Here is a 25,278-nt window from a genome sequence, read left to right on the forward strand (position 1 = left end):
AAAAATGCTGGCATGATCATATAAGGGCCTATGCATTTTCTGATTAGATGGGCCCTTGCCTGGTGACCGGCGGCTCCCCAACGCCCCCCGCCCATGCCGCCGGTTACTTCATTTGAGGCCTCCCCAGGCAATGCCGTGGCCGACCCCATCCCGGCCGTAGCGCTTCACGCACATATTAGCGGTTTGGAACATTCCTGCCTTCCCGGTGTTCGTTTTGCCAGGAGGAGCAACCATGGCAGACGTCAAAACGAAGCGCGATTTCCGGGACCGCGACCGTGTGTCGGCGGACGACGATTATGAGGTTCGCTACTTTGCCAAGCAGCATCGCATCACGCCTGAACAGGTTCGGGAACTGATCAGCGAGCACGGCAACGACCGTAAGATTTTGCAACGTGAGGCAAGGAAGCTGGGTGACAAAGCTTTCTGATTTGGGGCCGCCGATCTTTGCCCGGTTGCGGGTCAGAGCAGCCGCCAACGAAGAGGACCAGTTCCGGATATGTCCCGCCTGCGGGCAGGCAGTGGACTGGGGCGACCTCCGGCAGGTGATCTGGCATGAGCAGCCGGGACACACGAAGCTGGAAATTGACAGCTGAAAAGCCCTAGGGGAGACCCCTTGATGGATTTGACGCCAGAGGAGTCGCGAGCCGCACGAGAACTCCTGCATTGGTCGCAGGTGCGCCTCGGCGCCAAGGCCAGCCTAGGCGAAGGGACCATTCGCGACTTCGAGAACGGGATCAGAATCCTGCGGGTCGAGAAACGAACCCGCATCCGTTGCGCTTTTGAGGCGGCAGGCGTCGTGTTCACGGCGAAGGGGCCCTCGCTTTCGGCCGTCAGGCCCGAAATGAATGGCTATCGCCATAAACAGCGCCGCTAAGCTGGTCCCGCTGCCGAGCGCTGCTGGCAGCGAGCTAACTGTCCACGCAAACCGGAGGTCGCGTCCTCCGTGAGGCCTGTGAGCACTCGTGGACGTTTGCCGGAGAGCTTCGACTTCAAGCTGGTTCAACCTCGACCAGGCAAATGAACGACGCGCATGGCTGACTTGTTTGCAGGGCAGGACCGCGGCCGCGCGTTGCCGGCGTTCCCGAAGGGGAAGTCAGAGACTCCTCGATCTTCGAGGCGGCATCAACTTTCCGGAAACCCGTATCGCAGCTTTTGGCCGGTGCCCGGCTGCTTGACAGCGTCAAGTCCCAGTCGGGTGTGTTCGTGCTTGGCAAAAGCTTTCGCATCCGCTTCGGAACCGAAACCCTTGATGGTGACAACGCCATCCTCGATAACGCGCACGTAATACCTGTCTTCCAGCGTGTCGATCTCGACCGAATCCATTACGATTGACTTGTTCATTGACGGCCCACCTGAAGAAGATCCACCCCGCAGCCAAACGTCGCCGCCTAAGGATTGTTCCGCACTCAATTGATAAAACATCTGATCAGATAATCGAAGCACTCTGCGGCCCGGAGGGCAACGTGTTGCCTTTGCGAGGCCACGCTTGGCCAAGTCGGACAAACATACGATTTTACTAAAATGGAAGGAACTGATGGGACTGCTCCGGCTTGAGTCGCGGTTCCTGGAGTCGCGCGTGCATGACCAGCGGCAAAGACCGGCTTTCCTTCATCGAGTTCCAATCGCCCACCTTGGTCGAGAAAGCTCCCGAAGGCGGCGAATGGCTGCACGAGATCAAGTACGACGGTTACCGAACCCAGCTCATCGTGGAAGGCGCAACAGCGCGAGCCTTCACTCGCCGCGGCTATGACTGGTCGCATCGCTACAGGAGGATTGTCCAGGCGGCGGCAGGCTTGCCGGTGAAATCTGCGATCATTGATGGCGAGGCTGTCGTTCTCGGCGACACCGGCTTGCCTGACTACCAGGCGCTGGAGCGCGAGTTGGGCAACCCAAACTCTTCGAGATTGATCTTCTATGCCTTCGACCTGCTGCACCTCGACGGTCGCGATCTGCGACAGCAGCCGCTGGTCGAGCGCAAGGCAGCGCTCGAAACGCTGCTGAAGGACAGCGCGCCGACGCTGACCTATGCCGAGCATCTGGAGGTGAGCGGCAGGGAGATGTTCGATCATGCCTGCCGGATGGGCCTGGAGGGGATCGTGTCGAAGCGCGCGGACGCGCCCTACCGTTCCGGCGTGCAGACGAGCTGGGTCAAGGTCAAATGCATCAAGAGCGACACCTTTCCGATCGTCGCGTTCGTCGAGAAGCTTGGTGCTGAGCCGCGCCGGATCGCATCGCTCTATATCGGCAAGCGCGAGGGCGATCGGCTGCTTTATGCAGGCAAGGCTCAGAGCGGTTATACGCTTGAAGTGGCGCGACGCGTTCGCGAACGGCTCGATCCGCTGATCATCGGCAAATCGCCTTTGTCGGAGCCCATTGTGAAGCCAAAGGCGACCTGGGTGAGACCCGAAGTCCTGGCCGAGGTGCAGTTCAGCGGCGTTACCGATCGCGGGATCTTGCGCGAAGCCGTGTTCAAGGGGCTCCGCGAGGACCTGGTGGCCGTCCCGCCAAAGCCGCCGGCGCCGTCGAAACGAAGAGCGGACCGAGATCACGGCGTGCCGCGTGAGAATATCTTGCAGCTGCTGCCCGATGCGGTTTCGCCTTCCAAGGATGAGCTCGTTCGCTATTGGAGTCTGGTCGCCGATCAGGCGCTGGTGCACCTCGGCCGTCGCCCACTGAAGCTCGTCCGTCATGCCTTCGGGGCAACTTTCTACCACAAGGGACCGCTGCCCGAGATCCCGGCAGCGGTGCACCAGCTGCGCGTCGAGAAGCGAGAAGGTGGGGAGGGCACTCGGGTCTGGGTCGACGACCTCGACGGCTTGCTCGGGCTGGTCGAAATGGATGCTGTCGAGCTCCACCCGTGGAATGCCACGGTGGATGACATCGAGCATGCCGACCGGATCGTGCTGGATCTCGACCCTGGTGAGGGCGTGGAATGGGCGCAAGTGACTGAGACCGCGCTGGCGCTGCGCGACATCATGGCAGCGTCAGGTCTGGAAAGCTGGCCGAAGGTCACGGGCGGCAAGGGCATTCACTTGATGGCGCCGCTGGCGGCGAAGATGACCCACGACGGCGCGCGGCAGCTCGCCAGGTCGATTGCACAGGTCCTCGCCGACGCAGAACCCGACCGCTACTTGCTGTCGGCCGCGCCGGTGGCCCGCAAGGGCCGCATCTTCATCGATTATCTGCGCAACGGACGCGGCAACACGGCCGCCGGCGCTTTTTCGCCGCGGGCCCGCGCCGGCTTCCCCATCGCGCATCCCGTTACTTGGGTGCAGGTAGAGCGGCGTATCCGGCCGGATGCGTTTACCATGGACCATCCGTTCAGGGCGGCTCAGCGAAATGCGGCGTAGCGGGCGAGGCCCGTGAAGATCATCTCGAATCTGCGTTCTTAGGCATAGGCGATTGAATTTTCGGGCGGAACCAGTTTCCAAGAACGCAAATTGCTGGCATGATCATATAAGGGCCTGTGCATATTTTGATTCGATGGCCCCTGTTCCTGGTAACCGACGGCTCCCCATCGCCCCCCGCCCATGCCGTCGGTTGCCTCATTTCGAAATCCCAAATTAAGGACGCAGCCCCGACCGGTCGAGCAGGGCTGTGGTACGCCGCAAGGTCTTTGGCCTTGTGGCCGACGGCAATCACGAGCCGAACCAAAATAGCGCCAGAAGGGCCACAAAGATTGCGGCCGCGGCGACGGTGCCCCACATGAAGACCCTGCTGGTGCCACGCTGCTCCTCCTCGCGGGATAGGTTGTTAGCCATGTCAAGTCTCCTTCGCAGTATCTCCGCACAAGTGCGAACGCCCGTCAGCGGCTCGCCACCGCCCTTGCTTCGCGCTCCAGCGTCGCACGATCGTTTCCGTGCTTTTTGATGAGGTCGCGAGCCTCGGGGATTGTCAGCTGGAATTTCCTCGCGAAGTGGGCGACCTCATATTCCTCATCGCCTGACACGCGGCCGCGGTCGCGGAAATCACGCTTGGTCGTGTCGTCTGCCATGGTTGTTCCTCCTGGATAGGAATAAAACCGCCTCCCTTTGGGAATGTTCCAGCCTCTGGAAGGTTGGTATGCGGACGCGGCTTCCGTCCTGTCAGCGACGCTTTTCGAGGAGCCGCGGGCCTGCTGCTCGTCATGCCCACTCCCGTCACTCTCGCCACGGAACAATCCGCAGTCCTTGTGGTTCGGGCGCACCCAACCAGGAGGAACAAACTATGTCTGAATCCCGCGAATGGCTGATCCAGTGGCTGAGGGATGCTCACGCAATGGAAGAGCAAGCCGAGACGATGCTGTCCGGCCAGCTGGGCCGGCTCGAGAGCTATCCGGAACTCAGCGAACGCATCCGCGCTCACCTCGCCGAGACCAAGGAGCAGGCGAGACGATTGAAGTCTTGCCTGGATGGCCTGGAAGAAGGTTCGTCAACACTGAAGGACGCAGGCGGAAAACTGACCGCAATGGCGCAGTCGATCAGCGGCGTGTTCGCCGGCGACGAGGTAATGAAAGGCTCTCTGGCCAGCTACACCTTCGAGCATATGGAGATCGCTTCCTATACGATCCTCATGGCTGCCGCTGAAGCCGTGGGTGAAGCCGAGATTGCTCGGGTCTGTGAGCAGAACCTGCGCGAAGAAGAAGCGATGGCCGAGTGGCTGAAGGCCAATCTTCCGCAGGTCACCGAGACATTCCTCGCCCGGGCCGATGCCGACAGCGACAGCGCCAAGCGCTAGTTCGCGTCCTACAGGTGAAACGAGGCGGCGTTGGCCGCCGCCTCGGTCCCATCAAGCGTGCTTCGGCTGGGCTGCCTTTCCAGTTGGGAGCGGAACTGCTCCCTCCTCGATGAGGATGTCCTTCCGGCGGGCAAAGGCAACGAAGACGCCTCTCGCCGTTTCTGCGTCGATTTCGCCGGCCAAGGCGGCCTTGCAGGCACGCATCGCCGCCTTCTGCTCAGGGCTGTTGCCACACCAGTCGGCGACGAACTGATAGGCATCTACGACAGTGTTCAGCTGACGCGGAAATCCCAGTCCGACCCAGACGCGGATCGGCTTTTCGAACGGTTTTGCAAGCATCGTGACTGCCTCCTTTTTGCGGCTACGCAGTCACGCCGCTGCCTGGGCCCTTGCCGGTCATCCAAGGCAAAGTGACCCTCACGTCCTCGTGGATTTTGACCGACTTTGCGAAGCCGCAGAACGCGTCTCTGGCCGCCGTTAGCGGATAGTCGCTGTCGAATGCTCGCTGACAGGCACGCAGGGCGGTCTCGTAGATGGTGCCGCGTCTGTTCTTGGGCCATTCGTAGAGAAATTCCAGGGCGTCATCGAGGCACGCGATTTCCTGGATGAGGCTGTTCCCGCTCTTCACGAAAACAGGGCTGTCAAACATCCGATCGTTCATAAGATCCTCCAAGTCGAACGAACAATTTGAGTTCTGAGACGGGCCGGAACCTTCAACGATCCTGGCCTGGCTGCGATATGGGTTTGCGGTTTTTGGCCGTCAAGATGAGGGCGCGTGCGGGAGCGTTCGGCTCGATGGGAACCTTCCGCGGGTCTTGCTGTTCGGTACGCAGCGGCGGGGCGAACCTTTGCTCCGAAATGAGGGCCGCCATCCGTGAGCGAGTCATGTGGCCGCTCTTGCGAAAACCCGCCCGCGCTCCTCCCCGGGCGGGTTTTTGCCGGAGCAATTCTAGAAAGCGTGACTCGGGTTTCCGTCCGGAACTGCCGGCAGGCACAGTCTTCCTTACGCCGGCCGCTGAACCACCGGTGGCTTTCGCGCGGGAGGCTTGCTGGTGGTCACCAGCCTGACCTTGTCGATGTCAACCGTAACCGGTACGCCGAGCTTCACTGTCACCCGGTCCCCATTGACGCGCGTTACATCTCCGACGAGCTCGATCGGCTGGCCTCTCTTCACGGTCGACGTGCGGTCGATGATCGAATGCGGCTGCTCATAGGAGGGAATCGACACGCTGACGCGGTCCTCCGTCACCCGCCGGCGAACCGTTGCGGTGATGGCGACCTCGTCTCCGACCTTGATGCCTCTTGCCATAGACGCAAGACTGGTGCGGTCGGCGGATTCGTCAAGCGATCGCTAATGTATCTTTGCGCACTTTCCAGCGCGTGCCTTGGCACGCGTGCAAGAAAACCGGATCTGGCTCGTCAATAGGCTACTTCCTGAACGACAGTGCCTTCGCCTCGCGAACGAGCGAACCCCAATTCAAGCCTAGGAAAGAAACAAGTTCCAACGCCTGCGCTTCGGTAATGCCGATCTCCCGGACAAGCCGTTGAACAACAGCTTCCTGTGACTGACTGTCAGATGTGAGCGCCATGGGAAGTCCCCTATGGCGGCGCAACGTTCAAGTCAGAAATTAGTTCCCGCCAATTCCGGGCTTGGCTGCCACCGGCGGTCCGTTATTGGCTGGAAGCGAGCTTCTGGATACGCCCTTTGTCCAGACGGAACACCCCCTCGGTGCCGCCCTGGCGCTCGAAGTCGGTCTGGAGTTCGTCCCACGTACCCAGATATTTGCCGCATTCGGCACAATGGATTTGGGTAATGGGTTGAGCATCGATGGGGATCTGCAACCGGATCACACCGCAATACGGGCATTCCAATTTGTGATCCAGATACTTACCGGCGATCATCGCCCACCATCTCGCAATCGGCAGGTCTGCGCAAGCCGCCGATTCTTGTGCATGCCGCCGGGAGGCACAAGCGATTCTGGGGCAACGAGACGCAGCAACCAACGACTAAAAGCGCTTCGCCACGCCCTCCGACATCGCGCGCCCGCCTGTCTGTATCTTATGCAGAACGCGTTCATGACCGGCGAGACCATCCAAAACGATGGCTGGTGTGAGCGGGCGAGGCAGACGGCTGCCGTGCCGGGCCTTCGCGATGCAATGGCATTTTCGGCGCAACGCTAATATACATGACGCCCGAATGAGCAGCGCCTCCGCACACGAGGAATGCCATGCGAAGGGTCATCTTCACAGCCATGTGCATTGCCGCCGCGACAGGCGCCAATGCGCATGATTGGTACGAAGACAAGATTGACCCGGTAACGAGATTCAAGTGCTGCGGCAGTCAAGATTGCCGCGCCATCCCTCAGTCTTCGGTGCGGTCCAGAGCCGACGGCGGCTATACCTATTTGCCCGACGGTTTCAACATCCCGCGAGACCGGGTTCAGGAATCGCCGGACGGCCAATATCATATCTGCGAAAACAACTACGTGATAACCAATCAGCCCTATTTGCGCTGCTTCTTCGCGCCGCGGCTCAAGGTTTCTCGGCTGGTCGCACGCTGAGGGGATGGCCGTTTTTCGGAAAGGTCCATCGCCGGCTCAAGCGGCGGCGTGAACTAGACGCCCGAGTGCCTCGCCCTGATGATTCTGGCTTCCCGCAACAGCGCAGGACGATCGCGTCCAACCGCTTTTATCAGCCTCCTGGCTTGCGCGTCCGAAATGCCTGTTTTCTGTTTCAGCAAAATGACGAGCTGCTTGTCGTCGATCCGGTTATGGGAACTGCTTTCGCCGGGTTCGGTCATTGTTGGATCCCCCTCCGACCGAACGGAAAGAAGCCCTGAAAGGTTTCATCGCGTTGTTGCTTTTCGTAGGCGATTGGTACCGCCGATCGCATGGCGGCAAATCAGCCTTCGCCAGGCCGTCTGAAACGGCAAAACGGCCTTTGGTCCTCAACTGCATCACATTTGCAGCGGTCGGCCGTTCCGGTCGGATGTCGGATTTGAGCGCATTGCAGACCGACGCCGGCCGCCTCCGTGCGTGCGCTGCGCTAAGCGGCCTCCGCATGCTTCATCAGGTAGCGCTCTGGCGTTCCATCTCCAATTCGGCCTTCAGGCTTTCGATGTCGCGAAAAATCGAGGCGACCGCCAGTGTGCGTCCCTTGCGCTTGAAACGCAGGAGGCAATCTTTGGCGGCGATGTCGCCTTCCACCGCGATCTCGTCCCATCGCTCCGCATGTCCAACGTAGTTGATCGGGACGTCATAATGCTGGCTCCAGAAGAACGGCACGGCAGTGTATTTCTCGCGCTGTCCGAGCATGTTCAGAGCTGCCGTCTGTCCCTGCCTTTCTGCGACCACCCAGTGCTCGACCCTGATGTTTTCGCCGGAGTGGGCATCGGGCCATCGCGCAATGTCGCCTGCCGCGAAAATGCCCGGCGCGCTCGTCTCCAGAAAGGCGTCCACCATGATGCCGCGGTCGAGCCTGAGCCCAGCCTTTTCGGCAAGCCCGAGCCGCGGCCGCACGCCGATGCCAGCGACGATGAGATCCGCGGTCAGCGTAAGGCCGCTGCTCAGTTGCACGTTCGTGCCGTCGATGGCGGTCGCGGTGTCCTTGAGATGAAAGACGACGCCATTTTGCTCGTGGAGGCTGCGGATGAAGTCGCCCATCTGCGGCCCGAGGACCCGCTCCATCGGCCGTTCGTCGGGCGCGACGACATGAACTTCGATGTTCCGCGCGCGCAGGGACGCGGCAACCTCGAGGCCGATGAAACTGGCGCCCAGCACGATGGCGCTGCGGGCCGTCTCGGCTTCCTCGATAATCGTGCAGCAGTCGGAGAGCGAGCGCAGCGTATGGACCTGTGGCTGATCGGCGCCCGAGATCGTGAGGCGGACCGGTTCGGCTCCCGTAGCAAGCAGCAAACGGTCGTAGGCAGTTCGGTTCCCGTCTGCGTGCACGACCTCGCCGGACCGGACATCGATGTCGGCGACGCTGGCTTTGAGGCGCAGATCAATGCCGTTCTTGGCATAGAAGCTTTCCCGACGCAGCGGAACCCAGTCCGACGGCGCCTTGCCGGCGAGGTAGTCCTTGGAAAGGTTGGGGCGATCGACGGGCGGCGCCTCGTCGTCGCTGAGCATGACAATGCTGCCCTGATGGCCTTCGCGCCGTAGTCTTTCGGCGGCTGCGAAACCGGCCGCGCCGCCTCCGACGATCACGATTCTGCCGGCAAACTGGCCAGCGCCTCCGCTGCCGGGCGTTTGAGCCGCTCGCTTGCGCTTCTCGCCCACGAATATGCGATCGCCGCGCTGTTCCACCGACCAGCAGGCGAGTGGACTGAACGCAGGCGCACGCACGGCTTCGCCGGTGCGCAAATCGAAGCAGGCGTGGTGCCACGGACATCGAACGGTATCCTCCACGACAAGACCGTCGACCAGCGGCCCGCCATAATGCGTGCACGCCGCTCCGATTGCGAAGACCTCTGTCCCGCGGCGCACCAACAGCACCTGTTCATCGCCACAGTGACCGACCAGCTTTGCGCCATCGGCAAGGTCGGCTAGCGCAATGCCTTGGGCCAGATCCGGTCCGTTCGATTTAGAGTGGTCTTGAGCCATCTTCTTTCTCCCTGCGCTATTCGATTGGAGTCCGACCGAGCCAGACTGACTCCCGACGCTGGTTTGGGCAAATCAACGATCGCCTGGCCTGCTTTGCGCCAGTCGCGGGCAAAGTTCGAGGCCTGTCACGACATCGGCACCCATCCTTTGGTGACCGTAGCGGCCGACGAATGATTTGATGGAGTTTCGTCAGATCGGTTTCCAAACGGACCCAAAGATTTTCGCAAACTCCCGCCACACCGGGGTAGATCGAAGCGCAGAGGCAGCGTGGGGAACAGTCCGTTCGGCTGGAGTTGTGGACAGCCTCGACCCCGATGGGGAGGCGGGCCGGACCGTCGCGCTCGCCTATCCATGACTGATGCGGCGTAAGTCGCTGAAATCCTTAACGCGATTTTCATTCCGCTCGTTTAGCCACTAGGCATGAGAGATTCCGACCAGCCTGGCCCAGATTCAGCCCTTCAGGGGCAAAGCGAAGCCGTGGAAGCGGGAATTCTGCGGGACCAGTTCGCTGACCTGAAGAAGGGCCTTTTCATCTCGATGCCCATCGGCACGGTTCTCTCGGCCCTGATCCTGGCCGTGCAGATGCTCTCGGGCGGTGGCCCGGCGGCGGTTCTGTGGTTTGCGGCGGTCACCATCATCAACGGCGCCCGCATAGGACTGGCGCTCGCCCAGCCGGAAATTGCCTTTAATGGGTCCGATGGCCGGTCGAGGCCAGTCGATGCGCGGCTTTCCGTTTACGGGCTGTTGGCGCTGGCATCGGGCATCGCCTGGTCTTTTCTGGCCGTGCTGTCGGATGGATACACCACTCCCCAGGCGCCGCTCTATCTGATCGTGCTCGCCGGCCTGTCGGCCGGTTCGGTCACCTATGGTGCGTCATACGCGCCGGCTTCGATCAACTTCTTGACATTGCCGCTTCTGATCGCCGCAGGATGCGTGTTGGCGAAAGGCAATATCGAGAACTACGTCCTCGGCCTCACGGTCCTGCTTTTTCTTGGAGGCATGATCAGAAGCTCGCTGCTCGGGCAGACCCGCTTCAAGGAGACGAGCCGCCTCAAATACGAGGCGAGGGCGTTCGCAGCCCGGATGGAACGAAACTCCAGGTGCGATCCGCTGACGAACTTGCTCAACAGGCACGGGCTCGAGCACGCAATCGGCGAGATGGGTTTTTCCGACGGTCCGTTCGTGACCATGCTGATCGATCTCGACGGCTTCAAATCCGTCAACGACACCTATGGTCACAATATCGGCGACGACCTGCTGGTCCGGGTCGCGCGCAGGATAGAGAACCACGCGCCGCCGGGGGCAACGATCGCGCGCATCGGCGGCGACGAGTTCGTGCTGCTCTTTCCCGCCGCAAGCTCGCAGCACTCGATAGACGAGCTTGCGTCCTTGATCATCGCGGCCATCGCCAATCCGGATCCGGCATTGAAATCGGTGCGTGTCGGCGCCTCGATCGGTATCTACGTATCGGAGACACCGCGACTGACGGAGATGCTGCTGCGCGCCGACTTCGCGCTTTACGCGGCCAAGCGCAGCGGCAGGAACGAATACTGCCTCTTCGATGCCGAGCTCGATCACGGGCTCGAACGCAAGCACTGCATCGAGCGCGACCTGCGCGCAGCTATCGAGAGAGGCACGCTTTGCTCATGGTTCCAGCCCATCGTGCGGCTGGACACGCAAGCGGTCGCCGGCTTCGAAGCGCTGCTGCGGTGGCAGCACCCGGTTCACGGCGCCATTCCCCCGCCGGAGATCGTGACAGCGGCACGCGAAACCGGTCTGCTTTCCTTGCTGACGGAGAAGGTCTTTCTCAATTGCTGCTCCATGATCGAGGAACTGGCGAGGAAAGGGCGCCAGGATGTGCGCGTTGCGATGAATCTGTCGCCGCGTGAACTCGAGGCAGGCAATGTCGACGATATGATGCTGGACATCCTGAAGACAAGGAATGTCCCCGCGGCCATGCTCGAGATAGAGATTACCGAAGAGGCGCCCGTGGATCGCGCCCGGGTCGACGAAAAGCTGGAACGCCTGGCGGACGCGGGCATATCGATCGTGCTGGACGATTTCGGCACCGGCTTTTCGACCCTGGTTTCGCTGAAGGACAGTCGGATCCGCAAGATCAAGATCGACAAGGACTTCGTTCGCGATCTGGCCAAATCCGTGGAAGATCAGGCGCTGGTCAAGGCCGTCATCGATCTCGGACGAACGCTTGGCATAGAGGTCATGGCGGAGGGGGTCGAAACGGACGCCGATCGCCTGATCCTGCGCTCGCTCGATTGCATGATCGGGCAGGGCTTCCTCTTCTCGGCAGCGCTTCCCATGCACGATGCGCTGGCCTTCGAGCCGAGGCGTTTCGACACCTCTGCCGCCGCAAATGCCGCCTTTGATCCCGGGCAACTCCCGTCGCGCCGAACCGGCAGCGCCGCCTAAGGGGGTGGGCGGCTGCGGCTGCCCAACTCCTGTGTCAGAGAGCCTCGAATGACCACTGTCGGCGACTTGGATATCAGGCCGGCAGGCCGTTTTGCTTTCGCAGGCTCTTGTCGAAGGCGGATTCGGGAACGAAACGGCGCAGCAAGCTGATCTGGCGAGCCATTTTTCCGGCAGCATAGCGCCTCCGCGGAACGGAGGCGGTCGCCGCTTGCAAGACCGTCTTGGCCACGACCTCGGGCGCATCGCCTGTCTCGATGGCTTTCCGCAGAACCACATCCATGCCGGCGCGCGCGATGCCATAGATGTCCAGCAACTGATCGGGCCTGGCGAGATTTTCTTCAAACGACGTGCGGGTGTAGGCGGGCTCGACCAGCACCACGCGAATTCCGAACGACCGCAGTTCATGGTCTAGCGATTCTGAATAGCCTTCGATCGCATGCTTGGTCGACGCATAGAGAGCGGAATAGGGAGCCGGAATCAGGCCCAGCACGGAACTCAAATTCACGATTCTGCCGCTCCGTTGGCGTCGCATTGTCGGCAGCACCGCGTTGGTCATCCGGATGACACCAAAGACATTGACATCAAACAGCGCGTGAGCCTGCGCAGTCGAGGATTCCTCCGCGCCGCCGAGCAGGCCGATGCCGGCATTGTTGACGAGCAGGTCGATGCGCCCGGTTTCGGCCAGCACCTCTTCGACCAGCTTCGATACGGACGCGTCGTCGGTCACGTCGCCGGTCAGCATGGTAACGCCGTCGGACTGTTCGGAGATCGCGCGACGGCTGGTTCCGAACACGCGAAAGCCCGCGTTCCGGAGGGCTGCGGCTGTTGCGCGCCCGATGCCCGAGGATGCGCCTGTGACGAGGGCGACGCCAGGATTGGTCTTTTCCATGAGATCACTTTCTTGCGGCTGGATTGGGGAAATCGGAAGGCCGAAACAAAAGCCTCAGCCAGGGAGCGGTTCGACCGTTCATGCCTGTCCGTCCCAGCGCCGGAACAGCGCGCTGGCGTTCACACCTCCGAAGCCAAACCCATTGGAGATCGCGTAGTCCATTTCCATTGGCCGGGCTTGGTTCGCGACGAAGTCAATCCCGTCGCCGGCCGGATCGGGCGCGCCCAGATTGAGGGTTGGCGGCGCCACCTGGTCCCTGAGCGCCAATATCGTGAAGATCGCGCCGAGCCCGCCGGCGGCGCCGAGCAGGTGTCCGGTCGCCGACTTGGTCCCGCTGACGGCGATCGAGAAATCCGCGCCGAACACCCTTTTGATCGCTTCGATTTCTCCCAGGTCGCCCACCGGCGTGGAGGTCGCATGCGCATTGAGGTGGCGGATCTCGCGTGGCGAGATGCCGGCCTGGGCAATCGCGATCTCCATGGCGCGTCGCGCGCCATCGCCGTCCTCGGGGCCGGAAGTGACATGATGGGCATCCGCCGTGGTGCCGTAGCCGACGACCTCGGCGAGCGGTTTCGCGCCGCGAGCCAGCGCATGGCTCAATTCCTCGATGACCAGGATGCCGGCGCCTTCGCCCATGACGAACCCGTCCCGCGACAGGTCGAACGGACGAGAGGCCTGATCGGGACGGTGATTGAAGGAGGTCGAAAGCGAGCGTGCCGCTGCGAAGCCGCCCAAGCTGACGGTGTTCATGCATGCCTCGGTGCCGCCGCACAAAGCGACATCGGCCTCATTGGCGCGGATGATGCGAGCCGCATCGCCGATCGCCTGGATGCCGGCGGCGCATGCGGTTACCGGTGCGCCGATGTGGCCTTTGAAGCCGTAGCGGATCGAGACGTGGCCAGCCGCGAGGTTCACCAGGAAAGATGGCACCGTGAACGGCGAAAGGCGCCGAACGCCGCGCTGGTCGACGGTCCGGACAGCCTCGGTGATGGCGGGAAAACCTCCGACACCTGAAGCGATGATCGTCGCCGTGCGAAGCCGATCCTTTTCCAAGGCCGGTTTCCATCTCGCCTGGGCAAGCGCCTCTTCTGCTGCGGCCAGCGCGAACAGGATGAAGCGGTCGACCTTACGCTGATCCTTCGGAGTCAGGAAAGCGTTCGGATCGAGGCCGGCTTCGGGATCTTCTTCCAGGGAGGGAACCACGCCGCCGATCTTCGCCGGCAAATCTTCCACCACGTCGTCCGCGAGCCTGCGGATACCAGAGCGGCCGGCCAGGAGACGCGACCAGGACGTCTCGACATCCGCCGCAAGCGGCGTGACCGCGCCCATGCCCGTTACAACGATCCGTCGCATCTATTCTCCTATCAATCCCAGTCGTCAGTCCCGCGCGGTTCAAGCCGTGACTGCGTCGCGAACCTGTTCGGCCGCCGCATCCAGAAAGGCCTGAGCGAGGTCGGGATCGTTGACCACGCGCGACAATGTCAGCGCGCCGACCATCGTCGAAAGAATGGCCATGGCCTTGCTGTTGGGCTCTTCGCCAATCAACCGGCCGATGATTTCGAGATACTGTTTGATGCCGGCTTCGAACGACCCTTTCACGTCGGCCCCCTGTCTCGCGGCATCCGAGCCGAGCGCCGCGACCGGGCAGCCGTCCATCCTTTGCTCGCGATGGCCCATGCTGAGGTAAAATGCCATCACCGCCCCAAACGGATCGCTGGGATTGGCTGCGGTCGCCGCCGCCCATCGGGCAGCCGTACTCTCCACCGCCCGTCTGGAAGCCTGTGCGACCAAGTCCTCCTTCGACGCGAACTGCTTGTAGAAGGCGCCTTGGGTCAGCCCGGCACCCTTCATCAGATCCTTGAGGCCGATGCCGTCGAGCCCATGTTCCCGAAAAAGGCGGCTGGCCACGTCGATCACGGTCTGCCGGTTCTTCTCAGCCTGAATGCGGCTCACGCGCATGATCGGCTTCCATATTTAGATTGCGTACGAAATCTATATGCCATTTAGAGACTGAGCGCAATCTAATTAGGATCCGGGATAGGCGGCTCGTCGAGCGTAGGTTTGCGGCAGGCCAGATGCGCCCGCCGACCGGGATTCCGTGAGCTTCTCCTTGCCGGGCCACCGCGAACAGCTCTACGCGCTCTCGAGATCCGGCGGGGAGGTGACGGTCTCGACCGTGGGCGACATGCAGATGAACGCAACGCTGCCGGACTGCCACGGATCGCGGCCTGGCAAGCTGCCGGACAAGAGTCTCAGAGCGTTGGCCAGGACCTAACAAAAGACGCGTGGACCAGAGGACCTATTCGAAGGCTATTCTCGAACTCAATTCCCAATCGGCAGCGTCCCGGCGAACACCGCCGTCGCCGGCCCGAATCGCCGGCGTTGGGCGTCACCGCCTTGCGAAGCTGAAGGCGAAATGGCTGCCGCGATGATAGACTGCGGCATAGACGACCGGTGTCCCGGTCGCATCGAAACAGGTTTCCGTAATGAGCAGCGCCGGCCCAAAATCGCGCAGGTCGTTGCGTTGCACGATTTCGTCCGGCAGCGTCACGGCTGAAACCGAGGCGGCCGACATACGCGGCTGATGGCGGTTTTTCTCCAACAGCGCGAGCAGCGAACCACTCCATTCGATGTCGAAAAGGCGGCCGGGCAAAAGGCCGCGCGGCACGTAATCCAGCGAGTAGATCAGGGGCACGTCGTTGTGCAGCCGCAGCCGTTCAAGCCTTATGACGCGCTCTCCGTCGGCCAGCCGCAATTGCTGCTGGATCACCGGATCGGGCGTTTCCTCGGCGATCGACAGAACCTTGTTGATGGTGTCGTAGCCATAATGGCGCGACATGTCGGTCACGCTTTCGAACATGGTGATCGGCCGGTCGACCTGCACGGCAGAGTTCGCCGTGACAAAGCGGCCGAGGCCGTGGGTGACGGAAATGGCGCCGTCCTGTTCGAGAAGTTTCAGCGCTTCGCGCAGGGCAGGGCGCGAGATGCGGAAGCGCTGCGTCAACTGCGACTCGGTCGGCAGCCGGTCGCCGGGCTTGAGCCCCTCGCTTCTGATCAGGTCGGCAAGGCGGTCGCGGAGCTGGACCGCCAGTGTGCGCGCATCGCGAAGCGGCTCGTCCAAGTCCTTTATCCCCATTGTGCCAACTCTCCTTTTGTTGTCGGACAATCGCGGCTAGGTCAAGCGGGGCATGTCGTGGCGCCTGACTTTGCTGCATACGCAAATGGACCGAAGCCGGTCCGCAAAATTTCTCTTGAAATGCGCTCATTGAGATGTCAGTTGTCTTACAACAGAAGCGATCGAGGGAACGATGCTCAGTTTCGACGAAGCCCGGTTTGTACGCATTCAATCGGGGGCGGTGGCTCTGCGGGAGCGCATCGAAACCGCCGTTGCGCAATGTCTCGCCGGCGGGGCTCAAAACATCTTCTTCCTCGGCACCGGCGGCGCGGCGATTCTGATGCATCCGGCCGCGCAATTGCTGCAGCGCCGGTCCGGCTTTCCCGCCTTCGTCGATATCACTGCCGAGCTGCAGCTTGCCCAATCCGTGCACCTGACCGAGAAGTCGATCGTCGTGCTGCCTTCGCTCTCGGGCACCACCAAGGAAAGCGTGGCGCTGCTGGCTAGGATCAAGGAGATCGGAGCGACGGTGATCACGCTGGTCGGGCATGAGGAGACGCCGCTCGGCAGGGGCGGGGACCACGTCTTCGTCAACTTCGCTGAGGACGACACCTCCTGCGAGTCCTTCTACCTCCAGTCGCTGTTCATCGCGCTCTCGGTGCTGAAGCATCGCGGCGAGATGGCCGAATCCGAACGGATTTTCGCCGAGCTGGCGCAGTTGCCGCGATCGCTGCTGGAGGTGAAGCGGAGCTATGAAAAGCAAGCCGCCGACTTCGCCCAAAAACTGGCCGCCTCCGACTATCACATCATAACCGGCGCCGGGAACGTCTGGCCGCAGGCTTGGTATTACGGCATGTGCATCCTGGAAGAGATGCAATGGATCCGAACCCGTCCGGTGCATGCCTCCGATTTTTTCCACGGCACGCTGGAGCTGGTGGAAAAAGACGTGAGCGTTGTTCTCTTCAAGGGCGAGGACAGCGCCCGGCCGCTGGCCGAGCGGGTCGAGAATTTCGCAGCTAACTACACGGACAAGTCGACGGTGCTCGACACGGCCGCCTTCGAACTGCCCGGCATTTCTGCGGACGTGCGCGCGCTGGTTTCGCCGGTCGTGCTGGCCACCGCCCTCGAACGCGTCAGTGCTCATCTCGAGGTGATCCGCAAGCACCCGCTGACGACGCGCCGCTACTACAAACGCGTAGCCTATTGAGCGCGTGCCTTTAGCGGCAGCGCTTCATGGCGTAGCAGAGGGGATATGACGGCTCAATTTCGATTTGCCGCCGTCGGCGACAATTGCACTGACCGCCTCGGCTTGCCGATTGGGCGCTCGCTGGTCGGCGGCAACGCGCTCAACGTCGCCGTCCAGCTCGCCCGGCTTGGCAATAGGAGCTTCTATTTCGGCGCCGTCGGCCGCGACGCCGTAGGCGAGCGCACCCGCGCCGAGCTCGAAGCCAATCGGGTCGTGGTCGACCACCTGCGAGTCGGCGACCGCAACACCGCCTGGACCGACATCAAAGTGTTGCCGTCAGGTGAGCGGCTGATCGCCGCCGAGGATTTCGGCGCCTGCGCCGGATACGCGCCGCACGAGGCCGAACTTGCGATCCTGGAGGCGATGGATCACGTGCATATCGGCTGGCTGGATGACGGCGGCGCCTTGCGCAGGCGCCTGTCGCGGGCAGGCGTCAGCGTCTCGCAGGACATTTCGGTCAACGCCGATCCGGCCAATCTCGGCGTCGAGGGCCTGAGCATAGCCTTCTGCTCGACCGGCGAACCCTATGGTGCCGCGGCGGCGATGGCGGCGGATCTTCTGTCGCGCGGCGCAGGCTGCGCCGTCGTCATGCGCGGTGCCGAGGGGTCGATGGCGTTCACTGCCCGCGAGCGCGCCGAGACCGGCATCCGTCCGGTCGAGGTCGTCGACACGACCGGCGCCGGCGACAGTTTCATTGCCGGCTTTCTCCACGCCTGGCTGGCCAAAAAGCCGCTGTTGCAATGTCTCGAAAGCGGCCGCGATCGCGCCGCGCTGACCTGCTGCCATCTCGGCGGCTTCCCCCAGGAGGGAATGCCGCACTGAAGTCAGCGCTTCAGCGAGCGCCCGAACCGTTCCTCGATGCGGGACTGCAGGAATTCGAGCCCGATCGACAGCAGCCAGTAGATCATCGAGGCGGTGATCAGCATCTCGATGTGCCGGAACTCGGTCTGGCCCTGCGTGCGCGCCATATACATGATCTCCCATACGCCGACCACCGAAATCAGCGAGGAATCCTTCAGCATCGCGATGAACTGGTTGCCGGTCGGGGGCACGATGACGCGCATCGCTTGCGGCAGGATCACCAGGAACATCGTCTGGTTGGGGCTGAGGCCAAGCGCGGTGGCGCCCTCGGTCTGGCCGCGCGGAATGCTTTCGATGCCGGCGCGGAAAATCTCGGTCATGTAGGCGCCGTAGCAAAGCGACAGCGCCATGATGCCGGCGGGCACGGCCCCGATCACGTAGCCGACCTGCGGCAGGCCGAGATAGATGATGTAGATCTGCATCAGCAACGGCAGCCCGCGGAACAGCGAGGTGTAGAACGTTGCCAGGCCATAGACAACGCCGTTCTTGGAGAGCTTGGCTATGGCGCCGATGAAGGCGATGACCGTGGCGATGGCGATCGAAATGGCGGAGATGTAGAGCGTCGTCACCACGCCCTGCGAGACGAGGAAGCCGATCTTCCTGGCAATGAAAGAGAACGACAGGTCGAAGGAATAGAAGAACAGCATCAGCAGCACGAACAGCTCGATCCACACCGCCACGATCTGCTGTTTGCGCCCGAGTTGCTGCAGGGCTTTCCAGTTGGCCGCCGCGATCAGCGCGATCAGCACCGCCGAAACGCCTCGCGCTGCCACGGGATTGGCGGCAAGCCATTCGAGGGAGCTCGGAACCAGCTTGCCGATCCAGTCGGCCTTGATGCCAAGCCCGTAGAGGCCTGCAGCGAACGCGGCGAGCGCCAGGCACATGCCGATGCGACGCGCGGCGTCCGGATAATTGAGCAGCAGTCTGCCGATCACCTGTCGATCTCCCTGTGGTCAGCGGGGGCGTTCGCGCCACCAATCCTGCGCCTGTAGCTTCCAATAGGTGAGTTGCGCCGCGGCAAGCCCGACCGGCCCGCCCGCCCAGGTCAGTCCGAACCGTTCGAACAGCCGGTAACGGTCCGACTGGCCTAGTATTGCCTCGGCCACCACCTTGCCGGCCATGGCGGTGGTGTTGATGCCATGGCCGCCAAACGCCGTGAGATACCAGACGCCTGGCTGCAGCTGTCCGATCTGGGGCATCAGGTGCCGGGCGTAGGCCATCAGCCCCGACCAGGCGAGTTCGGTCTTGAGCGCAGCGAGCTGAGGATAGGTTCCGACCATCTCCCGGCGCAATTCCCAGGCCAGCGCCGCCGGCGAAGCGGCCCGCGTGGTGATGCGCCCACCCCAGAGCAGCCGCCGCCCGTCTTCCACGACCCGGTAGTAGTCGCCGGCGCGGCGGCTATCGCCTATGCCGTCGGTCGTCGCGATGGCGCTGGCGATGAGCTCCGGGGCCTCCTCGCTCAGCATCACATAGGTCGCAATCGGCAACATGGCCCGCCTCAACTGGCCGAGCAGCCGTCCTGTGTAGCCGCCGGTGGCGAACACCGCCTGCCGCGCGCGTACTTCGCCGTTTGCTGTGCGCATGGTCTTTTGCGGGCCGTCGAGTCTCGCCTCGACGGCGCTCGACGCCTCGTGGATCCTGCCGCCCAGCCGCTCGATCTCCTCGGCGACGGAGCGCAGATAGTTGAGCGGATGCATGTGGAAGGCGTTGGGGTCGCGCAGGCCCTGATAGTAGCGCTCGGACTGCAGCACCGCGCGCACCTGGTCACGCTCGAGATATTCGAGCGGATAGTCGAAATCCCGCGCCAGCCGTTCGGCGTGGGCCTTCAGTTCGGCGCCGCCGTCATGGCGAAGCACGCCGATAATTCCGGGGCGAGGCTTTGCCGCCTTGATGTCGAGATCCTTGATCGTCTGCCGCACGAATTCGACGCCTTCGATCGACAATCGGTGCAGCTTCTGTGCCGCCGCGGTGCCGGCCATCGCGGCGATATTGTCGCTGCCGGTGGCGAAGCCGGGGCTGACGAAGCCGCCGTTGCGGCCCGAGGCGCCGAAGCCGACGCGCTCGGCTTCGAGCAGGACGACTTCGCGCCCGGCGCGGGCCAGCTGCAGCGCCGTCGTCAGACCGGCCAGTCCGCCGCCGACAATGACCGTGTCGCATTGGGCCAGACCCGCCAATGGTGGTCTGACCTTCTCGTCGGCAAGCGTTCGGCGATAGTAAGTATCGGGATAGGTCATGATGAATCGCATGAGAGCGGGCGGCCTTGAAAGCCGCCCGCGAAGAACGTCAGTCGGTGCTGTAGTTCTTGCCGTACCATTTGGTGGTCAGCGTGGCGAGCGTGCCGTCCTTTTTCATCTCGTCGATGGTGCCGCCGACCTTGGTGGTCCACTCGGCGTCACCCTTGTCCGCGATCACCACCAGCGGCTCGCGGAAGGCGTAGTCGCCCTCAAGGATGCGCAGCGGATACCCGTTCTTGATGGCGTTCTGGGCGGTCTGCTCGGGCGCGATGACTGCGTCGAGCCGCACGTCGTCCCCAAGTCTCAAATCGTCGAATGGCAGCATGGAATCGGCAAAGGTCCGGATCTCGCCCGGTTGCAGCTTATATTCGACTGGCGGAAGGCCCGGAGCGTCGATCTCCAGCTGACGGCGGATGAAATCTTCCGAAGTCGTGGCGGTTTCGACACCGATCACCTTGCCGTTCAGGTCGTTCACGGACTTCGCCTTGCTGTCCTTGTGGACCACATAAACATACGGGCTGTAATAATAGATGCCGGCGAAATCGATCACGTTGGCCCGGGCCTTGGTCGGCGTCACCGAGCCGACGCCGAGGTCGTAGCGGCCTTGCCAGTGGCCGCCGGTCATTGTGGCCCAGTCGGGCGTCTCGAAGCTGACCTCCACGCCCAGACGCTTGGCGATCGCTTTCGAGACGTCGATATCAAAACCCACCAACTGGTTGCTTTCGTCGAGAAAGCTCTGCGGCGGCCAGCCGCTGTTGGTCGCGACCACCATGGCCTTCTTGGATGTGACGCGATCCAGGGTTTCTCCCGCTCGCGCTGCCGACACGAATGCGAGCGCGCCGGCAGCCAGCGCGAAACAAGCGATCAATCTCCTCACGAAACCTCCCTCTCGTATGTAAGATGTCTGACAACGCAAATTGTCCGGAAGGGGCAGGGCGAGTCAAGCATCTTTTGTCGGGCATTGCCGAGTTTAGCCTGCAATGAACGTCCACTGCTCGGCGCTCGTGCCGCCCCGGCCCCAGGCTCAACTCCGATGCCGAAGCGCCTCGACGACGACTGCCATCGCCGGAGAAAGCTGCCGCCGGCTCGGATAATAGAGGTGATAGCCCGGAAAGGGCAGGCTCCAATCATCGAGCACGAGCGTCAGCCGCCCGTCCGCGATGTGGCGGCTGACGAGGTTTTCCGGGACATAAGCGATGCCGTAGCCGCTTAGCGCCGCATCGATCATCGGCAGGGTCGAGTTGAAGGTCAGCTGGCCATCGACCCGGACCCGAAGCTCGCGGCCCTTCTTCTCGAACTCCCAGGTATAGAGCCCGCCAAACGTCGCCTGCCGCAGGCCGATGCAGTCATGCCCGACCAGATCCTGCGGTGTCCTCGGGACTGGGCGGCGGGAGAAATACTCCGGCGAGGCGATGGCCACCAGCCGCCAGTCGGGGCCGATCCGCACCGCGATCATGTCCCTGTCGACGCTCTCGCCAAGCCGCACGCCGGCGTCGAAGCGCTCCTCCACGATGTTGCGCATGCCGTTGTCGCTGTAGAGCTCGACGCGCAAGTCGGGATAGTCGCAGAGCATCGGCTCGAGCTTCGGCCAGACCGTCGTCTGCAGCGCATGGTCGGACAGCGTGATGCGTACCGTGCCAGCGGGCTTGTCTCGGAAGGCGACCAGACCCGCGAGATCCGCCTCGATTTCCTCGAAGCGTGGGGCGAGCGACTGGTAGAGCCGCTCGCCGGCTTCCGTCGGCGCCACGCTTCGCGTCGTGCGCGTAAGCAGGCGAACGCCGAGGCGGGCTTCCAGCTGCTTGATGGTGTGGCTGAGCGTCGACTGTGACGTGCCGAGTTCCGCCGCCGCCCTGGTGAAGCTGCGCTCCCGGGCGACAGCCAGGAACCACAGCAAATCTTTCATGTCGCCGCGCTGCATGGAGAACCTCCTGATCGATTTATATCACAGGTCGATAAGTCCATACGGATTATCTGCTCTAATCGAATTGGTTGCACTGCAATATCTTCCGGGCAGGTCGCGGCGGCCGTGGCCGATTCCGGCGCCCCGCTTGCAAGGATGCCCCCGAATGGAAACCACTTACGACACAAGGCTTGTCGAAGACCGCGCCATGCGGGGCGCGGTGCTCTCGATGGCGCTTTGCGTTTCGGTGCTCATCGCCTCGGAGTTCATGCCGGTCAGCCTGCTGTCGCCGATCGCGACCGATCTCGGTATCACCGAGGGTCGGGCGGGCCAGGCGATCTCGATTTCGGGCATTTTCGCTGTCGTGACCAGCCTGCTGGTCGCCGGCCTGACGCGCCGCATCGATCGCAGGCTGGTAGTCACCGGCTTCACTGTGCTTCTCATCGCGTCCGGGCTTGCCGTCACCTTCGCCCCCAACTACGCGTTCCTAATGGCCGGCCGCGCGCTGCTCGGCATGGCGATCGGCGGCTTCTGGTCGATGTCGACCGCGATCGTCATGCGCCTCGTCCCCGAGGAGCAGGTCCCTAAGGGCCTCGCCATGCTGAACGCCGGCAACGCCGTCGCGGCCACCATTGCCGCGCCGCTGGGCAGCCTGCTTGGGGCCTATGCCGGTTGGCGCGGCGCGTTCTTCCTGGTCGTGCCGCTCGGGTTCCTGGCGCTCGTCTGGCAGTGGCTCAGCCTGCCACCGCTCCCGCCGCGCCGGCGAAAGCGGCCGGGCAACAGCCTAGCTCTTCTCGGCCGTCCTCCGGTCGCCATCGGCATGGCATCGGTCATGATGCTGTTCATGGGCCAGTTCGCGCTCTTCACCTATCTGCGTCCCTTCCTCGAAAGGGTCACCCAGGTCGACGTCGCGACGCTTTCGGCGATCCTGCTGGTCATGGGGCTCGCGGGCGTCGGCGGCACCTGGTGCATCGGCCGGCTGCTGCGCGCGCGTCTGTTCAGCATCCTGATCGTCATTCCGCTGGTCATGGCCGTGCTTGCGCTCGCGCTCATCGCCCTCGGCGCAATACCCCTTCCCACGGCCCTGCTGCTTTTCGTCTGGGGTTTCTTCGGCACGGCCGCGCCCGTCGGCTGGGGCACCTGGCTCAGCCGCACGCTGCCTGAAGACGCTGAGGCCGGCGGCGGGTTGCAGGTGGCCGTCATCCAGCTTGCCATTACCGGCGGCGCCGCGATGGGCGGCACGCTTTTCGACACGGTCGGCTGGTGGGGAGCCTTTGCCTTCGGCGCGGCGCTGCTTTGCGGATCGGCGCTCGCCGCGTTCGCCGCATCGCGCATGGGCGGGAGGGCCGTGCCATGACGACCGGCCATCCCAGGCTCAGTCGCCGCGCATTGCTCGGCGCCGCGTTCGCATCAACGCTCCTGCCGCGGCGCGCCCGCAGCCAGCAGGGCAGGGGCCCGGCCAGCCAGGAACCCGCCGACATGAAGACCAGAATGACATTCGATGGCCGAACCATGACGGCCACGCTCTACGACAATCCTTCGGCACGCGATTTCTTTTCCATGCTGCCGCTCGATCTCACGATCGACGACTACGCGCATAACGAGAAGATCGCCTATCTGCCGCGCAAGCTGACCGAAGAGGGCAGCGGCCCGTTCGGCAACGAGCAGCCCTATGACCTCTGCTACTTCGTGCCCTGGGCAATCTGGCGATGTTCTACGCCGACTACCGCCATCCCGGGCTGATCAGGCTCGGCCGCTTCGACGGGGGGCGAAGAGGCCCTGCACATACGCGGCGAGTTCCCGCTGCGCATCGAACGCATGTGAGAACGCAAAGGAGATCACCATGGACATTCTTCGCGCTGGCACGAGGCCGTCCGGCAAGGGGCCTTCCGACTGGTTCACCGGCACGGTCCGGATCGATCCGCTCTTCAATCCCTTCGATGCCGCGCGGGTGCAGGGCGCGCAGGTCACCTTCGAACCCAGCGCCCGCACCGCCTGGCATACGCATCCGCTGGGGCAGACGCTGATCGTCGTCTCCGGCCGTGGCCGCGTGCAGCGCGAGGGCGGGCCGCTCGAGGAGATCCGCCCCGGCGACGTCGTCTGGTTCGCGCCCGGCGAGAAGCATTGGCACGGCGCGTCGCCCGAGACGGCCATGACCCACATTGCCCTCCAGGAGGTCAAGGACGGCAAGGTCGTGGACTGGCTGGAACATGTCAGCGACGCCGACTACGGCGCCTGATCACCGATCGAACGAAAAGGAAAGCAAAATGCTCGCAACCGTTCTTCATAAGCCCGGCGATATCCGCTGCGAGGAAATCGAGGACCCGAAGATCCTTCGCCCGACGGACGCCATCATCAAGCTCTCGGCGAGCTGCATCTGCGGCTCGGACCTGTGGCCGTATCGCGGGCTGCAGCCGATCGATCGCCCGATGCATATGGGCCACGAATATTGCGGCATCGTCGTCGAAGTCGGCGCGGAGGTGCGCAACGTGCGCCCCGGCCAGTTCGTCGTCGGCTCCTTCTGCCTCTCCGACAACACCTGCCCGCATTGCCGCTTCGGTTTCCAGTCCTCCTGCGTGCAACGCGAGTTCATGTCGGGCGCGCAGGCGCCTTATGCCCGCGTGCCGCTGGCCGACGGCACCCTGGTGGCGACTTCCGAGGTTCCGCCGGCCGACCTTGTGCCTGACTTGTTGGCCGTCTCGGATGTGCTCGGCACCGGCTGGTATGCGGCGGATGCGGCCGAGGTGCGCCAAGGATCGACGGTTGTCGTCGTCGGCGACGGCGCCGTCGGCCTGATGGGCGTGCTCGCGGCGAGCGAGATGGGCGCGCAGCGCATCATCGCCATGAGCCGGCACGAGAGCCGCCAGAAACTCGCGCGCGAGTTCGGCGCGACTGACATCGTGGCCGAGCGCAGCGAGGAAGGCATCGCCCGCATCAAGGAACTGACCGCGGGCGTCGGCGCGGACTCGGTGCTGGAATGCGTCGGTACGGCCGAATCCTTCGACCAGGCGCTGGCCTGCTCGCGCCCCGGGGGCACCATCGGCTATGTCGGCGTGCCGCATGGCGTGAGCTTCGACGGCCAGAAACTGTTCTTCGGCCAGAAGCGCATGCTCGGCGGCCCGGCGCCGGTGCGCCGCTTCCTGCCCGACCTGATGGAGCGCGTGCTCAAGGGCAGGATCAAGCCCGGCAAGGTCTTCGACCTCAAGCTGCCGCTGACTGAGGTCGCCGAGGGCTACCGCGCCATGGACGAGCGGCGCGCCATCAAGGTCATGCTCGAGGTCTAGGC

At 63.1% G+C, this 25,278-nt stretch carries 30 protein-coding genes and 1 pseudogene; 13 read left to right on the plus strand and 18 right to left on the minus strand.

Annotated elements, in window-relative coordinates:
• Positions 1 to 232 precede the first annotated feature (232 nt).
• Entirely contained in the window at positions 233 to 427 is a 195-nt protein-coding gene (locus EOD29_RS10630) for a DUF3606 domain-containing protein (RefSeq protein ID WP_066992956.1), read from the plus strand.
• Positions 428 to 616: 189 nt separating this feature from the next.
• Positions 617 to 874: a helix-turn-helix domain-containing protein gene (locus EOD29_RS10640; RefSeq protein WP_127246983.1), complete on the plus strand. Its 258-nt coding sequence runs from the start codon at positions 617 to 619 to the stop codon at positions 872 to 874.
• Positions 875 to 1,122: 248 nt separating this feature from the next.
• Here the strand turns inward: EOD29_RS10640 and EOD29_RS10645 are convergent, their stop codons facing one another.
• Positions 1,123 to 1,341, minus strand: a complete 219-nt coding sequence (locus EOD29_RS10645) for a hypothetical protein (protein WP_095824617.1) — start codon at positions 1,339 to 1,341, stop codon at positions 1,123 to 1,125.
• Positions 1,342 to 1,580: 239 nt separating this feature from the next.
• Between EOD29_RS10645 and ligD the strand changes: the two genes are divergently transcribed.
• Positions 1,581 to 3,350: a DNA ligase D gene (ligD, locus tag EOD29_RS10650; protein ID WP_127246691.1), complete on the plus strand. Its 1,770-nt coding sequence runs from the start codon at positions 1,581 to 1,583 to the stop codon at positions 3,348 to 3,350.
• A 288-nt stretch (positions 3,351 to 3,638) separates the two neighbouring features.
• Here the strand turns inward: ligD and EOD29_RS37850 are convergent, their stop codons facing one another.
• Together EOD29_RS37850 and EOD29_RS10655 are read right to left on the minus strand one after the other, a co-directional pair.
• Positions 3,639 to 3,761, minus strand: a complete 123-nt coding sequence (locus tag EOD29_RS37850; protein WP_259979811.1) for a hypothetical protein — start codon at positions 3,759 to 3,761, stop codon at positions 3,639 to 3,641.
• A 44-nt stretch (positions 3,762 to 3,805) separates the two neighbouring features.
• Positions 3,806 to 3,994, minus strand: a complete 189-nt coding sequence (locus EOD29_RS10655) for a DUF3606 domain-containing protein (protein WP_095778947.1) — start codon at positions 3,992 to 3,994, stop codon at positions 3,806 to 3,808.
• A 212-nt stretch (positions 3,995 to 4,206) separates the two neighbouring features.
• Here EOD29_RS10655 and EOD29_RS10660 point away from each other — a divergent pair, with 212 nt between their 5' ends.
• The gene (locus EOD29_RS10660) at positions 4,207 to 4,716 is read left to right on the plus strand and encodes a DUF892 family protein (protein WP_095801496.1); all 510 of its coding nucleotides are present in this window, start codon (positions 4,207 to 4,209) and stop codon (positions 4,714 to 4,716) included.
• 51 nt (positions 4,717 to 4,767) lie between these two features.
• On the opposite strand, the gene EOD29_RS10665 is transcribed toward EOD29_RS10660, so the two are convergent.
• The 5 genes from EOD29_RS10665 to EOD29_RS10680 all read right to left on the minus strand — a co-directional run bounded on the left by EOD29_RS10665 (position 4,768) and on the right by EOD29_RS10680 (position 6,618).
• Complete coding sequence (locus tag EOD29_RS10665; protein WP_067321896.1) at positions 4,768 to 5,055, minus strand: DUF982 domain-containing protein; 288 nt, start codon at positions 5,053 to 5,055, stop codon at positions 4,768 to 4,770.
• A gap of 22 nt (positions 5,056 to 5,077) precedes the next feature.
• Positions 5,078 to 5,377 carry a DUF982 domain-containing protein gene (locus tag EOD29_RS10670; RefSeq protein WP_127246692.1) on the minus strand — a complete coding sequence of 100 codons (300 nt, stop codon included), beginning with the start codon at positions 5,375 to 5,377 and terminating at the stop codon, positions 5,078 to 5,080.
• A gap of 342 nt (positions 5,378 to 5,719) precedes the next feature.
• Entirely contained in the window at positions 5,720 to 6,025 is a 306-nt protein-coding gene (locus EOD29_RS10675; protein ID WP_066992982.1) for a hypothetical protein, read from the minus strand.
• A 118-nt stretch (positions 6,026 to 6,143) separates the two neighbouring features.
• Positions 6,144 to 6,305 (minus strand): hypothetical protein, encoded by a 162-nt coding sequence (locus tag EOD29_RS35910; RefSeq protein WP_095801495.1) that lies wholly within the window; start codon positions 6,303 to 6,305, stop codon positions 6,144 to 6,146.
• A gap of 82 nt (positions 6,306 to 6,387) precedes the next feature.
• On the minus strand, positions 6,388 to 6,618 hold the full coding sequence (locus EOD29_RS10680; protein WP_127246693.1) for a hypothetical protein: 231 nt from the start codon (positions 6,616 to 6,618) through the stop codon (positions 6,388 to 6,390).
• Positions 6,619 to 6,944: 326 nt separating this feature from the next.
• Here EOD29_RS10680 and EOD29_RS10685 point away from each other — a divergent pair, with 326 nt between their 5' ends.
• On the plus strand, positions 6,945 to 7,277 hold the full coding sequence (locus EOD29_RS10685; protein WP_127215351.1) for a hypothetical protein: 333 nt from the start codon (positions 6,945 to 6,947) through the stop codon (positions 7,275 to 7,277).
• Between the two features lie 53 nt (positions 7,278 to 7,330).
• Here the strand turns inward: EOD29_RS10685 and EOD29_RS10690 are convergent, their stop codons facing one another.
• Complete coding sequence (locus tag EOD29_RS10690; protein WP_066992988.1) at positions 7,331 to 7,516, minus strand: hypothetical protein; 186 nt, start codon at positions 7,514 to 7,516, stop codon at positions 7,331 to 7,333.
• Positions 7,517 to 7,784: 268 nt separating this feature from the next.
• Positions 7,785 to 9,320 (minus strand): FAD-dependent oxidoreductase, encoded by a 1,536-nt coding sequence (locus EOD29_RS10695; RefSeq protein ID WP_127246694.1) that lies wholly within the window; start codon positions 9,318 to 9,320, stop codon positions 7,785 to 7,787.
• A 477-nt stretch (positions 9,321 to 9,797) separates the two neighbouring features.
• Here EOD29_RS10695 and EOD29_RS10700 point away from each other — a divergent pair, with 477 nt between their 5' ends.
• Positions 9,798 to 11,747 (plus strand): GGDEF domain-containing phosphodiesterase, encoded by a 1,950-nt coding sequence (locus EOD29_RS10700; protein ID WP_245475310.1) that lies wholly within the window; start codon positions 9,798 to 9,800, stop codon positions 11,745 to 11,747.
• Positions 11,748 to 11,820: 73 nt separating this feature from the next.
• Here EOD29_RS10700 and EOD29_RS10705 read toward each other — a convergent pair whose 3' ends face one another.
• The 3 genes from EOD29_RS10705 to EOD29_RS10715 form a co-directional block, all read right to left on the minus strand.
• Positions 11,821 to 12,636: an oxidoreductase gene (locus EOD29_RS10705; protein WP_127246696.1), complete on the minus strand. Its 816-nt coding sequence runs from the start codon at positions 12,634 to 12,636 to the stop codon at positions 11,821 to 11,823.
• A 78-nt stretch (positions 12,637 to 12,714) separates the two neighbouring features.
• Complete coding sequence (gene fabF, locus EOD29_RS10710; RefSeq protein WP_127246697.1) at positions 12,715 to 13,989, minus strand: beta-ketoacyl-ACP synthase II; 1,275 nt, start codon at positions 13,987 to 13,989, stop codon at positions 12,715 to 12,717.
• Positions 13,990 to 14,028: 39 nt separating this feature from the next.
• The gene (locus tag EOD29_RS10715; protein WP_127246698.1) at positions 14,029 to 14,595 is read right to left on the minus strand and encodes a TetR/AcrR family transcriptional regulator; all 567 of its coding nucleotides are present in this window, start codon (positions 14,593 to 14,595) and stop codon (positions 14,029 to 14,031) included.
• Positions 14,596 to 14,734: 139 nt separating this feature from the next.
• On the opposite strand from EOD29_RS10715, the gene EOD29_RS35915 reads away from it, so the two are divergent.
• Positions 14,735 to 14,911 carry a hypothetical protein gene (locus tag EOD29_RS35915; protein ID WP_164763735.1) on the plus strand — a complete coding sequence of 59 codons (177 nt, stop codon included), beginning with the start codon at positions 14,735 to 14,737 and terminating at the stop codon, positions 14,909 to 14,911.
• Positions 14,912 to 15,025: 114 nt separating this feature from the next.
• Here the strand turns inward: EOD29_RS35915 and EOD29_RS10720 are convergent, their stop codons facing one another.
• Positions 15,026 to 15,757, minus strand: a complete 732-nt coding sequence (locus tag EOD29_RS10720) for a GntR family transcriptional regulator (RefSeq protein ID WP_067322033.1) — start codon at positions 15,755 to 15,757, stop codon at positions 15,026 to 15,028.
• Positions 15,758 to 15,944: 187 nt separating this feature from the next.
• On the opposite strand from EOD29_RS10720, the gene EOD29_RS10725 reads away from it, so the two are divergent.
• Positions 15,945 to 16,958 (plus strand): SIS domain-containing protein, encoded by a 1,014-nt coding sequence (locus EOD29_RS10725; protein WP_127246699.1) that lies wholly within the window; start codon positions 15,945 to 15,947, stop codon positions 16,956 to 16,958.
• A gap of 45 nt (positions 16,959 to 17,003) precedes the next feature.
• Positions 17,004 to 17,819, plus strand: coding sequence for a PfkB family carbohydrate kinase (locus EOD29_RS10730; protein WP_127246700.1), 816 nt, complete (start codon positions 17,004 to 17,006; stop codon positions 17,817 to 17,819).
• Positions 17,820 to 17,821: 2 nt separating this feature from the next.
• Here EOD29_RS10730 and EOD29_RS10735 read toward each other — a convergent pair whose 3' ends face one another.
• The 4 genes from EOD29_RS10735 to EOD29_RS10750 all read right to left on the minus strand — a co-directional run bounded on the left by EOD29_RS10735 (position 17,822) and on the right by EOD29_RS10750 (position 22,010).
• Positions 17,822 to 18,793 (minus strand): amino acid ABC transporter permease, encoded by a 972-nt coding sequence (locus EOD29_RS10735; RefSeq protein ID WP_127246701.1) that lies wholly within the window; start codon positions 18,791 to 18,793, stop codon positions 17,822 to 17,824.
• 18 nt (positions 18,794 to 18,811) lie between these two features.
• A complete protein-coding gene (locus EOD29_RS10740; RefSeq protein ID WP_127246984.1) occupies positions 18,812 to 20,092 on the minus strand; it encodes an FAD-binding oxidoreductase in 1,281 nt (426 codons plus the stop codon).
• A 49-nt stretch (positions 20,093 to 20,141) separates the two neighbouring features.
• On the minus strand, positions 20,142 to 20,969 hold the full coding sequence (locus EOD29_RS10745; protein WP_127246702.1) for a transporter substrate-binding domain-containing protein: 828 nt from the start codon (positions 20,967 to 20,969) through the stop codon (positions 20,142 to 20,144).
• Positions 20,970 to 21,116: 147 nt separating this feature from the next.
• Entirely contained in the window at positions 21,117 to 22,010 is an 894-nt protein-coding gene (locus EOD29_RS10750) for a LysR family transcriptional regulator (protein WP_127246703.1), read from the minus strand.
• 148 nt (positions 22,011 to 22,158) lie between these two features.
• Here EOD29_RS10750 and EOD29_RS10755 point away from each other — a divergent pair, with 148 nt between their 5' ends.
• From EOD29_RS10755 to EOD29_RS10770, 4 genes and pseudogenes are all read left to right on the plus strand, one after another.
• Positions 22,159 to 23,349: an MFS transporter gene (locus EOD29_RS10755; protein ID WP_127246704.1), complete on the plus strand. Its 1,191-nt coding sequence runs from the start codon at positions 22,159 to 22,161 to the stop codon at positions 23,347 to 23,349.
• Positions 23,346 to 23,816 (plus strand): annotated as a pseudogene (locus EOD29_RS10760) (cyclophilin-like fold protein). Before EOD29_RS10755 ends, EOD29_RS10760 begins: the two are co-directional and overlap by 4 nt.
• Before the next feature lie 19 nt (positions 23,817 to 23,835).
• The gene (locus tag EOD29_RS10765; RefSeq protein WP_127246706.1) at positions 23,836 to 24,231 is read left to right on the plus strand and encodes a cupin domain-containing protein; all 396 of its coding nucleotides are present in this window, start codon (positions 23,836 to 23,838) and stop codon (positions 24,229 to 24,231) included.
• Positions 24,232 to 24,259: 28 nt separating this feature from the next.
• Positions 24,260 to 25,276, plus strand: a complete 1,017-nt coding sequence (locus tag EOD29_RS10770) for a zinc-dependent alcohol dehydrogenase family protein (protein ID WP_127246707.1) — start codon at positions 24,260 to 24,262, stop codon at positions 25,274 to 25,276.
• The last annotated feature ends 2 nt before the right edge of the window (positions 25,277 to 25,278 follow it).

The sequence above is a fragment of the Mesorhizobium sp. M1A.T.Ca.IN.004.03.1.1 genome (assembly GCF_003997555.1).
GTDB lineage: Bacteria > Pseudomonadota > Alphaproteobacteria > Rhizobiales > Rhizobiaceae > Mesorhizobium.